Annotated in this window: 10 protein-coding genes and 1 pseudogene; all 11 read left to right on the forward strand. The window is 32.4% G+C overall.

What is annotated here, in order from left to right; genetic code table 11:
* Window positions 1-155 precede the first annotated feature (155 nt).
* The 11 genes and pseudogenes from rplM (at window position 156) to rpoN (ending at window position 12,591) form a co-directional block, all read left to right on the forward strand.
* Window positions 156-611: a 50S ribosomal protein L13 gene (gene rplM / locus AMD28_RS09135; RefSeq protein ID WP_055443831.1), complete on the forward strand. Its 456-nt coding sequence runs from the start codon at window positions 156-158 to the stop codon at window positions 609-611.
* A gap of 1 nt (window position 612) precedes the next feature.
* The gene (gene rpsI / locus AMD28_RS09140; protein WP_055443832.1) at window positions 613-999 is read left to right on the forward strand and encodes a 30S ribosomal protein S9; all 387 of its coding nucleotides are present in this window, start codon (window positions 613-615) and stop codon (window positions 997-999) included.
* A 200-nt stretch (window positions 1,000-1,199) separates the two neighbouring features.
* Window positions 1,200-1,973 carry a 30S ribosomal protein S2 gene (rpsB, locus tag AMD28_RS09145; RefSeq protein ID WP_055444349.1) on the forward strand — a complete coding sequence of 258 codons (774 nt, stop codon included), beginning with the start codon at window positions 1,200-1,202 and terminating at the stop codon, window positions 1,971-1,973.
* 95 nt (window positions 1,974-2,068) lie between these two features.
* Window positions 2,069-3,031, forward strand: a complete 963-nt coding sequence (tsf, locus tag AMD28_RS09150) for a translation elongation factor Ts (protein ID WP_420806047.1) — start codon at window positions 2,069-2,071, stop codon at window positions 3,029-3,031.
* Window positions 3,032-3,211: 180 nt separating this feature from the next.
* A complete protein-coding gene (pyrH, locus tag AMD28_RS09155; RefSeq protein WP_055444350.1) occupies window positions 3,212-3,919 on the forward strand; it encodes a UMP kinase in 708 nt (235 codons plus the stop codon).
* A 114-nt stretch (window positions 3,920-4,033) separates the two neighbouring features.
* Window positions 4,034-4,591: a ribosome recycling factor gene (gene frr, locus AMD28_RS09160; protein WP_055443834.1), complete on the forward strand. Its 558-nt coding sequence runs from the start codon at window positions 4,034-4,036 to the stop codon at window positions 4,589-4,591.
* 95 nt (window positions 4,592-4,686) lie between these two features.
* Window positions 4,687-5,394 carry a peroxiredoxin family protein gene (locus AMD28_RS09165; RefSeq protein WP_055443835.1) on the forward strand — a complete coding sequence of 236 codons (708 nt, stop codon included), beginning with the start codon at window positions 4,687-4,689 and terminating at the stop codon, window positions 5,392-5,394.
* A 6-nt stretch (window positions 5,395-5,400) separates the two neighbouring features.
* Entirely contained in the window at window positions 5,401-6,678 is a 1,278-nt protein-coding gene (locus AMD28_RS09170; protein ID WP_055443836.1) for a hypothetical protein, read from the forward strand.
* A 118-nt stretch (window positions 6,679-6,796) separates the two neighbouring features.
* Window positions 6,797-9,207 (forward strand): annotated as a pseudogene (locus AMD28_RS09175) (efflux RND transporter permease subunit).
* Between the two features lie 71 nt (window positions 9,208-9,278).
* Entirely contained in the window at window positions 9,279-10,712 is a 1,434-nt protein-coding gene (gene asnS / locus AMD28_RS09180) for an asparagine--tRNA ligase (RefSeq protein WP_055443837.1), read from the forward strand.
* Between the two features lie 418 nt (window positions 10,713-11,130).
* Window positions 11,131-12,591, forward strand: a complete 1,461-nt coding sequence (gene rpoN / locus AMD28_RS09190) for an RNA polymerase factor sigma-54 (RefSeq protein WP_055443839.1) — start codon at window positions 11,131-11,133, stop codon at window positions 12,589-12,591.
* The last annotated feature ends 26 nt before the right edge of the window (window positions 12,592-12,617 follow it).

Below are 12,617 nucleotides of genomic sequence, written 5' to 3' on the forward strand. Positions count from 1 at the left end.
TAGGTAAAGAACTTTAACCTATTGAAAATCACCGAAAAAATAAGTTACCGCAGTATTTGGTATTCAAATATATAATCGTAAATTTGCAAACTCTTTTTTAAGAGAGGAATGTTTAATCTACCTAGTCAAAGACAGGTAAAAAAATTATTAATAACGTGGATACATTAAGCTACAAAACGATTTCAGCAAACAAAGCTACTGTGGATAAGCAGTGGGTATTAGTGGATGCTGAAGGTCAAACTTTGGGTCGTTTATCTTCTAAAGTTGCAAAACTTTTAAGAGGAAAACATAAACCTAGCTTCACACCACATGTTGATTGTGGAGATAACGTAATTGTTATCAATGCAGAAAAAATCAACTTAACTGGAAAAAAATGGACGGACAAAACTTATATCCGTCACACAGGTTATCCAGGTGGTCAAAGAAGTTTAACTGCTACAGAATTGTTTGGAAAAGATCCAGCAAGATTAGTGGAAAAATCAGTAAAAGGAATGCTTCCTAAGAACAAATTAGGTGCAGCATTATTCCGTAATTTAAATGTTGTTGTAGGTGCAGCTCATACTCATGAAGCTCAAAAACCGAAAACAATTAACCTAGAAGAATTCAAATAACATGGATGTAATTCACAAAATTGGTCGTAGAAAAACGGCTGTTGCACGTGTATATCTTGCCGCAGGAACTGGTAAGATAACAGTAAATAAAAAAGACATGACAGATTACTTTCCTACTGCAACATTGCAGTACAAAGTAAATCAACCTTTAGTTATGACTAACAACGATGGCAACTTTGATATTACAGTAAATGTATTCGGAGGAGGTATTACAGGTCAAGCAGAAGCAATCCGTTTAGGTTTATCTCGTGCAATGTGCGAAATAGATGCTGAAAACAGATTAATTCTTAAACCAGAAGGTTTATTAACAAGAGATCCAAGAATGGTGGAGCGTAAGAAATTCGGTCAGAAGAAAGCGCGTAAGAAATTCCAATTCTCTAAACGTTAATATTATCCTGAAATGTTATGCTACGCTTGTCGAAGCATTACATTTCACAAAACAAAATTTAAACAGTTATTGTTGTCCTAGCGTCTTTAATATAAGACCGCAGGATTTAGTTAAGCATCTAAATGAAGCCAGAAGCTATTAGTTATATACTAAAAGCCTATTGGAACATTGCTAATCAACAGAACGTAAACTATTACAAAATGGCAGTAGAAGTAAAAGAATTACTTGAAGCAGGTGTACACTTTGGTCACCTAACACGTAAGTGGGATCCAAACATGGCCCCTTACGTATATATGGAGCGTAATGGTATCCATATAATCAACCTTTATAAAACAGCAGCTAAGATGGACGAAGCTGGAGATGCACTTGCTAAAATTGCAGCTTCAGGACGTAAAATCTTATTTGTTGCTACAAAAAAACAAGCAAAAGACATCGTATCAGAAAAAGCAGGAGCAGTAAACATGCCTTACATTACTGAGCGTTGGCCTGGTGGAATGTTAACCAACTTTGTTACTATTAGAAAAGCTGTTAAAAAAATGGCTACTATTGATAGAATGAAGAAAGATGGAACATTCATGACACTTTCTAAAAAAGAAAGATTACAAGTAGATCGTTTAAGAGCGAAGTTAGAAAAAAACTTAGGTTCTATTAACGACATGACTCGTTTACCAGGAGCTTTATTTGTTGTAGATATTAAGCGTGAGCATATTGCAATTAAAGAAGCACAAAAACTAAACATTCCTATCTTTGCAATGGTAGATACTAACTCTGATCCACGTCAAGTAGATTACGTTATACCAGCAAATGATGATGCTTCTAAATCAATTGACAAGATTTTAACGCATGTTACTAATGCAATTGCAGGTGGTTTATCTGAGCGCAAAGCGGAAAAAGATGCTCCAAAAGCAGAAAAGAAAGCAGCTCCAGCTAAAAAAGCTGAAAAAGCAGAAGTAGCAAAAGACGAGGAAGAATAAAACAAGTAAACACAACATAAAAAAAGTCGTTTCGTTTTTTTTCTCTTTAGAAATCTGATGGACGACTTTTTTAATTAAAAAACTATATGGAAGCTATGGTAAAAATAACAGCAGCAGAAGTAAACAAATTAAGACAAGCTACAGGAGCTGGTATGATGGATTGCAAAAAAGCTTTAGTAGAAGCGGAAGGTGATTTTGATAAAGCAATTGAAGTATTACGTAAAAAAGGACAAAAAGTAGCAGCAAAAAGAGCAGATCGTGATTCTAGCGAAGGTGCAGCAGTTTCTAAAATTAATGCAGATAACACTGTTGGTGTTACTATCGTATTAGGATGTGAAACGGATTTTGTTGGTAAAAATGAATCTTTCTTAGCTTTAGCTAACCAATTTGCAGATATAGCAATCAACTTTGACAACAAAGAAGATTTCTTAGCAGCAGATTTTGAAGGAATGACAGTTGCCGAAAAATTAATCGAACAAACAGGTGTTGTTGGAGAGAAATTAGAAATCAACGCTTTTGAAAAATTAGAAGCAGCTTATATTGGTACTTACGTACACATTAACAAAATTGGTGCTTTAGTTGGTTTATCTGAAAAAACAGCAGATTCTGAAACCGTTGCAAAAGACGTAGCAATGCAAGTAGCATCTATGGGAGCATCTTCTTTATCTTATAAAGATTTTGATCCAGCATTTGTAGCATCAGAAACAGAAGCAAGAATTGCAGTTATAGAAAAAGATAATATCGAGTTAGGTCGTTTAGGTAAAACACTTAAAAACGTACCTCTATATATTTCTATGGCACAATTAACTCCAGAAGTTTTAGCACAAGCTGAAGAAACTGCAAAAGCAGAATTAAAAGCAGAAGGGAAACCAGAACAAATTTGGGATAGAATTCTTCCTGGAAAAATGGAGCGTTTTATTAGCGATAACACAACTTTAGATCAAGAACAATGTTTATTAGATCAAAAGTTTATTAAAGATGAAAAAATGACTGTTGCAGAATATGTAGCATCAAAAAATCTTACAGTTACTGCATTTAAACGTGTATCTTTAGGATAGACTTGTCATTCCGTACTTGATACGGAATCTCACAATACTAAAAACCACTACTCTTTTTTAAAAAGACGTAGTGGTTTTTTTATTTCTAACATTCTGCTTTCTTAAAAAAAGATATTGATTATATTTGCTAAACGGCAAGTTCCTGCAAAAGCTGGAATTTCACAATTAGCTAAACAAAAAATGAAATACAAAAGAATTCTTTTAAAATTATCTGGTGAAGCATTAATGGGAAACCGCCAATATGGTATAGATCCAGAACGTTTAGCAGAATACGCCAAAGACATTAAAGAAATTACAGAACTAGGTGTAGAAGTTGCCATTGTAATTGGTGGAGGAAACATTTTTAGAGGTGTTGCTGGAGCCATGAATGGTATGGATCGTGTACAAGGAGATCACATGGGAATGCTTGCAACCGTTATAAACGGTTTAGCATTACAAAATGCATTAGAAGATGCAGATGTTAAAACCCGTTTGCAAACAGCAATAAAAATTAACGAAGTAGCAGAACCTTTCATTCGTAGAAAAGCAATGAGTCATTTACGCAAAGGGCGTGTTGTTATTTTTGGTGGAGGAACAGGAAATCCTTATTTCACAACAGATTCTGCAGCCGTTTTACGTGCTATAGAAATTGAAGCAGATGTAATTTTAAAAGGAACTCGTGTAGATGGTATTTATGATGTAGATCCAGAAAAAGATAGTAATGCCATTAAATTTGAACATATCACTTTTGATGATGTATTACGTAAAGGTCTTAAAGTTATGGACACTACAGCATTTACATTAAGTCAGGAAAATAAATTACCTATCATTGTTTTTGATATGAACAAAAAAGGAAACCTAATGAAAGTAGTTTCTGGAGAAAATATAGGAACAAAAGTAAACTTGTAAATTTCGTAACAAGTAATTAACTTGTTGCAACCAAAATGATAACTCTCTTAAAAAGAGAACCTAAACTTTGGCTTAGTTTTTGAAAACTAAACTAGTATATTAAAATTTTTAAAAATGAACGAAGAAATTCAATTTATAATAGACGGAACAAAAGAAGCAATGGCTAATGCTATGAAGCATCTAGAAAAACAACTAACCAATATTAGAGCTGGTAAAGCCAGTCCTGCAATGCTTGGTAGTGTTATGGTAGATTATTATGGTTCACAAACGCCATTAGCACAAGTAGCAAATGTAAATACTCCAGACGGTAGAACCATTACGGTACAACCATGGGAGAAAAATATGTTACAAGAAATTGAACGTGGTATTATGTATGCAAACCTTGGTTTTAATCCGATGAATAATGGAGATACTATTATCATAAATGTTCCACCATTAACAGAAGAACGCAGACGTGATTTAGCAAAACAGGCGAAAGCGGAAGCTGAAGATGCTAAAGTTGGTATTAGAAATGCCAGAAAAGAAGCGAATAACGATATTAAAAAAGCTGATGGCATCTCTGAAGATCATCAAAAAAATGCAGAACAAGATATCCAAGGCTTAACAGATAACTATATCAAAAAAATTGATGAAGTCTTTGCTGTTAAAGAAAAGGAAATCATGACAGTATAATTAAAAGCGACGCTATTGTCGCTTTTTTTATACCAATAACATATATTTTTCGTTTATCTAATGATGCATAAAAAACGGTACTTTTTTTTATTAATATGTATACTACAGTATGCACTTGGTGTTGCGCAAATAAATATCCATTTATTCCTAGCAATCAGTATGCCTTAACAGATACGCAAATAGCTAGCACACCAATTAATATTACTCCAGACGTACTATTGTTTAATGAAAAAGGAAAATTACTTCCTATGTCTAGCTTGTCTTTAATGACAAATACAGACTACAAACCTATTTTTTATGCAAATGATAAAGGGATAGTAAAAAGTCTCATCTTTATTAAAAAAAGTAATCAATCTGTTTTAATAAAACAAAATCCAGAAGCTGTATTTTCTCCTGGAGAAAGAGCTTTAGATTTTATAGCGAAAGATATACATGGTAAAACCTATAAGCTTTCCGAATTAAAAGGTAAAGTAGTTGTGCTTAATTTTTGGTTTACAAAATGTGGACCTTGTATTACAGAAATGCCACAACTAAATACATTAGCTTCTAATTTTAAGGATAAAGATGTTGTGTTTTTAGCACTAACTTTTAATAAAAAAGCAGTGGTAAATCAATTCTTAGAAAGCACCCCCTTTCAATATACCATTCTAGCAGATGCTAATCATGTAATAAAAATGTATGGTGTAAATAGTTACCCTACAAGTATTGTTATTAATAAAAAAGGCGAAATTGTTCTTAAAGAAATAGGTTATAGAACAAACATCAAAGAAGTATTAGCTACTTCAATTAATGCATCATTATAAACATTAATGAAAAAATACTGCTTTACCCTTGTCTTTTGTTTATCCTTCTTTTTAAGTAAAGCACAAACCCCTAATGCAACAGATTCTACTAAAATTGTACAAAAAGACTCTATTAAAAGAAAAGTCTTCTTACAACAATTAGGTAATGGTTATTTCCCAACAAAATATTTTGATATAGACTTAAGATATTTAGTGAAATACAATCAATATGAAGGCTCTAGAAACGGACTTGGCGGACAAACAAATAATGCTTTTTCAGAAAAAATAAGATTCAACACCTACGTCGTTTATGGTTTTAGAGATGATGCTTTTAAATATAGTTTTGGTTCCGGAATTAAATTAAACCAAAAAACGAACACATGGCTAAACTTTTCGTACACGGATGATTTAAGCGAAACCGGGAGCTCTACTTTTTTAACAGACAGCAGGTTTTTTCAGCTTTTTGAACCAAGACTTTTAAATATTAATTTGTTTTATAAGCACATTACAAAAACGATTTCCTTAGAGCATCAACTAACACCAAGTTTAATTGGAGAAACCGAGTTTGCCGTTAGTAAAATAAACACTACTTACGATTATACTTTTGAAGCAAACAATACGATATACAACCAAATACGATTAAGCACTTCTAAAACAGCAGTACAATGGAGTCCTTTTAGTTCTTTTGAAACGGTAGATAATAAATTTAAAATATTAAAAGAAGGCTATCCAAAATTCACATTACAATACACTAAAAGTTTTAGTGATGTTTTTAAAGGAGATCTTAATTTTTCGAAACTAGACTTTAGAACCATCTTTAAAAAAGAATATGGCAACAAAGCATTTTCCTTATTAACAGTAACAGCAGGATTGGCAAGCGGAAAAACGCCATTATCTCATTTATATCACGCCTATCCAAATAATATAAATAAGGAAACCGTAATGCAACGATTTTCTGTTGCTGGAGTGACTAGTTTTGAAACCATGTTTTTTAACGAGTTTTTTTCAGATAGGATTACAACATTACAATTTAAACACCACTTGAGTCCGTTTAAAATAAGTAAACGATTTAAACCAGAATTGGTATTAATTTCTAGGTTTGCCATTGGTAATATGGGCAATACAGAAAGGCATCAACAAATAACATTCAACACCCTTGAAAAAGGTTTTACAGAATCTGGATTAGAAATCAATAAACTCCTTTTTGGTTTCGGTTTAAGTTTCACGTATAGATATGGTGCATATCATTTACCTAAGCTAGAAGATAATATGGCATTAAAATTTACTTTTAACGTTACTTTATAACAATTTAAGACTTTGTTATACCTAGCTTTTTCCTACCTTTGCACTCCAATTTAACTACCTAATCTCGCTAAAATTTAAAGCTATTACTAGTAATTAAATTGTTTTTTTTAATCATACTATGTTCAAACTATTTACAAAAAGTTTTTGGGATGTTGTTGCAAGACTAATACTACGTAATAAGATTGCCATTATTCTTGGTATATTACTAGCTACAGGATTACTTGCTACGCAATGGAAATACATGCGTTTTACGTATACCGAAGCTAATTTATTACCAGATGATCACGAAGTAAACATAAAGTATAATAACTTTCTTGATATTTTGGTGAAGAAGGAAATCTTATTGTTTTAGGAGTAAAAGATACTACCCTTTTTACTGTCGAAAAATTAAACGCTTGGAACAAACTTTCTCAAAGCTTTAAAAACATTGACGAAATAGAAACTGTTGTATCTATTAGCGATCTTCAAAAGCTTATTAAAGATACCAAAAACGAAAAATTTGCGCTAGAACCTTTTATAAAAGACTCTATCACTTCTATAGAACAAATAGATCTTCTGCAAGAAGAACTGTTTGAGAAATATCCTTTTTACGATAACTTTCTATTCAATAAAAACACAAAAACAGTTCGTACAGCAATTTACATGAACAAGGAAATTGTAAATACTGCTGCAAGAAAAGATTTTGTTTTTGATAACCTAATACCAAAAATTGCTGCTTTTGAAAAGGAAACCAATCTAGATGTTAGGGTATCTGGAATGCCTTATATTAGAACTCTAAATGCACAAAATATTGTAGACGAAATTGGTACTTTTATTGGACTAGCCCTTCTTGTTACATCATTAATTTTCTTTTTGTTTTTTAGATCGTTTAGAGCAACTTTCATTTCGCTAATTGTAGTTTGCTTTGGTGTAATGTGGACCTTTGGTATTATTGGTTTACTTAAATATGAAATCACGGTTTTAACCGCGTTAATTCCGCCATTAATTATTGTAATTGGAATACCTAACTGTATTTTCTTAATTAACAAATACCAAAGAGAAGTAAAGTTACATGGTAACAAAGTAAGGTCTTTACAACGTGTAATTACCAAAGTTGGTAATGCTACATTAATGACCAATGTTACCACTGCTTCTGGTTTTGCTACATTTATTTTAACCGAAAGTCAGCTTTTAAAAGAATTTGGTATTGTTGCATCTTTAAGCATTTTAGCCATTTTCATGTTATGCTTATTGATCATTCCTATTATATATACCTTTCTTCCGTATCCAAAAGACAGACATTTAGAACACCTAAATAAAAAATGGATTGGTGGTTTTGTGGATTGGGTAGAGCGCATGGTAAAACAAAAACGAATTACCATTTACATCACATCCGTTGTACTATTAACATTAAGTATCATTGGTATTTTTCAGATTAAAATTTCTGGTAGTCTAATTGAAGACATGTCTAAAAAATCTGGATTCTTTCAAGATATTCGTTTCTTTGAAGAAGAGTTTAATGGTATTATGCCTTTAGAAATCCTAGTAGACACCAAACGTAAAAAAGGGGTTATGAAACTTTCCACCTTAAAACGAATGGATCAGCTAGAAGAAGTAATTCTAGAAACACCAGAACTTTCTAAACCCATTTCTGTGGTAAGTTTAGTGAAATATTCTAAACAAGCATACTATAATGGTAATCCGAAATACTATCAATTGCCAACAAGTCAAGAAAATAGTTTTATCATGTCTTATGCAAAAAACTCCTCTTCAGATGTAGACTTGCTGAAAAACTTTGTTGATAGTACCGGGCAATATGCACGTATCACCACCTTTATGAAAGATATTGGTACAGACAAAATGGAACGTATTGAAGAAAACCTACAAACTAAAATAGATAAGGTTTTTCCTGCTGAAAACTTTGATATTACCATGACCGGTAAAGCTTTGGTTTTTCAAAAAGGAACAAAGTATTTAGTTAAAAATTTAGCCATTTCATTATCACTTGCTATTTTATTAATAGCCTTATTTATGGCATATATGTTTCGATCGTTTCGAATGATTGTTGTTTCCTTAATTCCGAATCTACTACCATTACTAATAACTGCTGGATTAATGGGGTATTTAGGAGTGCCTATAAAACCATCTACCATATTGGTATTTAGTATTGCATTTGGTATTTCTGTAGATGATACCATTCACTTTTTAGCAAAATACAGACAAGAATTAATTGCCAACCACTGGAAAATTAAAAAATCGGTTTATGCAGCATTACGAGAAACTGGAGTAAGTATGTTCTATACCTCTATCGTATTATTTTTCGGCTTTCTAGTATTTACATTCTCTAGTTTTGGTGGTACCGTAGCATTAGGAGCTTTAGTTTCTGCAACGCTATTATTCGCCATGCTTTCTAACCTATTACTTTTACCATCTTTATTACTTTCGTTAGAAAGAAGTATAGCAAACAAAGAAGTCTTAAGAGAACCAGCGATAAATATTATTCCAGAAGAAAATGATGAAGATGAAAATTTAGATCTTTCCAAAGAATAAATACAACAATAAATTATATTTGCATCCATATACATCGAAGCCTTGGCATAGATGACAAAAATTAAAATACAATGAACACTAACACAGTTTCACAATTATTAGCTAAAGACCAATTTGGTCAAGAAATAGAAATAAACGGTTGGGTAAGAACTTTTCGTGCGAAACGTTTTATTGCCTTAAATGACGGTTCTACCATTAACAATATACAATGTGTTGTGGATTTTGAAAACACAGACGAAGACACGCTTAAGCGCATAACAACAGGAGCTGCAGTACATATAAAAGGGGAATTAGTAGAAAGCCAAGGTAAAGGTCAAAAAGTAGAAATTGCGGTAAAAAGCATTGAAATACTTGGGGATTCTGATCCGGAAACCTACCCGATTCAACCAAAAAAGCACTCTTTCGAATTCTTACGCGAGAACGCACATTTACGTACACGTACTAGCACATTTAGTGCCATCATGCGTTTACGTTCTAGCTTATCTTTTGCGGTACATAAATACTTTAATGAAAACGGTTTTTACTACATGCACACACCTATTATAACAGGAAGTGATGCCGAAGGAGCTGGTGAAATGTTTAGAGTAACTAATTTAGATGCTAAAAACCCTCCATTAACAGAGGAAGGTAAAGTAGATTTTAAAGAAGATTTCTTTGGAAGCGAAACCAACTTAACCGTTTCGGGACAATTAGAAGCAGAAACATATGCCATGTCTCTTGGTAAAGTATATACTTTCGGACCAACATTTAGAGCAGAAAACTCGAATACTTCGCGTCATTTATCTGAATTTTGGATGATTGAACCAGAGGTTGCTTTTATGGATTTGGCTGGAAATATGGATTTAGCGGAAGACTTTATGAAATCGGTTATAAACTATATTTTAGAAAACAATCGTGAAGATTTAGAATTCTTAGAAACTCGTTTATTAGACGAAGAAAAAACGAAACCACAAGCCGAAAGAAGTGAAATGAGTTTAATTGAAAAATTAAAATTCGTTGTAGATAATAACTTCAAACGTGTTAGTTATACCGAAGCTATCGATATTTTAAGAAACTCGAAGCCAAACAAAAAGAAAAAATTCAATTATATTATTGAAGAATGGGGAGCAGATTTACAAAGTGAACACGAACGTTTCTTAGTAGAAAAGCATTTTAAATGTCCGGTGATTTTATTTGATTATCCAGCAAATATTAAAGCATTTTACATGCGTTTAAATGAAGATGGTAAAACGGTTCGTGCTATGGATATTCTTTTTCCAGGAATTGGAGAAATAGTTGGTGGTGCACAACGTGAAGAACGTTTAGAAGTTTTAAAAGAAAAAATGGCTGCACTAGATATGCCAGAAGAAGAGCTTTGGTGGTATTTAGATTTACGTAAATATGGTACTGCTGTACACTCTGGTTTTGGTTTAGGTTTTGAACGTTTAGTAATGTTTGCAACAGGAATGACAAACATTCGCGACGTAATACCTTATCCAAGAACACCACAAAACGCAGAGTTTTAAAATATTTGTTTTGTCATTTCGAGCTTGCCGAGAAATCTCTTATATAAAATACAAAAAAGATTTCTCCACTTTAGTCGTAACGACAAAGCACTTTACTTTATTACGAACCTAGTAAATAAGAAACCAAATAAATATGAAAGGAAAATTATCATTAATAATAGGAATATTAGCTATAGCAAACGTAGTTTATAGTTTTTTCAGTAATGTAAAGCACTCTTCTATATTTGGTATGGAATTAAATATTTGGGTATACCGACTAATTTGGAGTTTTCTTGCTGTTAGTATTCTTTATAAATATTTCAAGGATAACAAAGCCACGGAATAACTGCACGTCTTAAAAATATTTTAATTAAAACAATCTAGATTAGTTATAATCTAGATTGTTTTTTTTATTTTTAGCTTAAATCAAAATTCAACAATGCTTAAACAATATTTACAGTTCAAATTATCTCAAAAATTGTCGCCACAACAAATTCAATTAATGAAATTGATACAGTTGCCAACACAAGCATTTGAACAACGTTTAAAGCAAGAACTGGAAGAAAACCCAGCATTAGAAGGTGGCAAAGAAGAAAACGATAGTGAGTATGATGATGACCTGGATAACACCAAAGATGAGTATGATGATAACGAAACTATTGATGCTGGAGATATTAATATCGATGAGTATTTAAGCGATGATGAAGTACCAGAATACAGAACACAAGTCAATAATTATAGTGCAGATGATGAAGAAAAAACGATGCCTTATGCTGCAGGAACTTCATTTACCCAACATTTAATAAACCAATTAAACACTTATAGACTAAGCGACGAAGAACGCGATATAGCAGAATTTTTGGTTGGTAGTGTAGACGAAAGCGGATATATACGTAGAGAATTGCCTGATATTATGGACGATTTAGCGTTTACGCAAAACGTTTTTACTACCGAAGAAAACATAGAAAAGGTACTAAAAATTGTACATCAATTAGATCCCGCAGGAGTTGGTGCTAGAAATTTACAAGAGTGTTTATCTATACAATTACATAGAAAAGAACAGCATCCAGATGTAGCACTAGCAACTAATATTATTGATAAAGCTTTTGAGCAGTTTACAAAAAAGCATTACAAAAAACTCTTACAAAAATTTGACATAAGCGAAATACAACTTAAAGACGCTATACGCGAGGTAGAACGCTTAAACCCTAAACCAGGAGGAAGTTATGCAGGAAACAACCGAAGAGTAGAACACGTAGTTCCAGACTTCGCTATAAAGATTGTAAATGGAGAACTAGAACTTACCTTAAACGGAAGAAACGCACCAGAACTTCATGTATCTAGAGAGTATAATAACATGCTTAAAGGGTATAAAGACACCAAGAAAAAAAGCAAGTCGCAAAAAGATGCTGTTATGTTTATCAAACAAAAACTAGATGCAGCTAAATGGTTTATTGAAGCCATTAAACAAAGACAACAAACGCTTTTTGTTACCATGAGTTCGATTATGCATTATCAAGAAAAATACTTTTTAACTGGAGATGAGCGTAATCTAAAACCAATGATTTTAAAAGATATTGCAGACGAAATTGAAATGGATGTTTCTACCGTTTCCCGTGTTGCAAATAGCAAATATGTAGACACGCCTTATGGTACTAAGTTAATTAAAGAGTTCTTTAGCGAGTCGATGACTAATGATAAAGGAGAAGAAGTTTCTACTAGAGAAATTAAAAAAATACTAGAAACAGTCATTGAAGAAGAAAGCAAGAAAAAGCCGTTAACAGACGAAGCTTTAGCAAAAATATTAAAAGAAAAAGGCTATCCAATTGCTAGACGTACCGTTGCTAAATATAGAGAGCAGTTAGATATTCCTGTGGCTCGTTTACGTAAGAAGATTTAATGCATCACATCTTAAAAAGTATATCG

The organism is Lacinutrix himadriensis (assembly GCF_001418105.1).
GTDB lineage: Bacteria > Bacteroidota > Bacteroidia > Flavobacteriales > Flavobacteriaceae > Oceanihabitans > Oceanihabitans himadriense.

What these genes read in the sequence shown, in the direction of transcription:
- rpsI (WP_055443832.1), top strand. Translation starts at nt 613, where the DNA reads ATGGATGTAATTCACAAAATTGGTCGTAGAAAAACGGCTGTTGCACGT.
- rpsB (WP_055444349.1), top strand. Translation starts at nt 1,200, where the DNA reads ATGGCAGTAGAAGTAAAAGAATTACTTGAAGCAGGTGTACACTTTGGT.
- tsf (WP_420806047.1), top strand. Translation starts at nt 2,069, where the DNA reads ATGGTAAAAATAACAGCAGCAGAAGTAAACAAATTAAGACAAGCTACA.
- pyrH (WP_055444350.1), top strand. Translation starts at nt 3,212, where the DNA reads ATGAAATACAAAAGAATTCTTTTAAAATTATCTGGTGAAGCATTAATG.
- frr (WP_055443834.1), top strand. Translation starts at nt 4,034, where the DNA reads ATGAACGAAGAAATTCAATTTATAATAGACGGAACAAAAGAAGCAATG.
- AMD28_RS09165 (WP_055443835.1), top strand. Translation starts at nt 4,687, where the DNA reads ATGTATACTACAGTATGCACTTGGTGTTGCGCAAATAAATATCCATTT.
- AMD28_RS09170 (WP_055443836.1), top strand. Translation starts at nt 5,401, where the DNA reads ATGAAAAAATACTGCTTTACCCTTGTCTTTTGTTTATCCTTCTTTTTA.
- asnS (WP_055443837.1), top strand. Translation starts at nt 9,279, where the DNA reads ATGAACACTAACACAGTTTCACAATTATTAGCTAAAGACCAATTTGGT.
- rpoN (WP_055443839.1), top strand. Translation starts at nt 11,131, where the DNA reads ATGCTTAAACAATATTTACAGTTCAAATTATCTCAAAAATTGTCGCCA.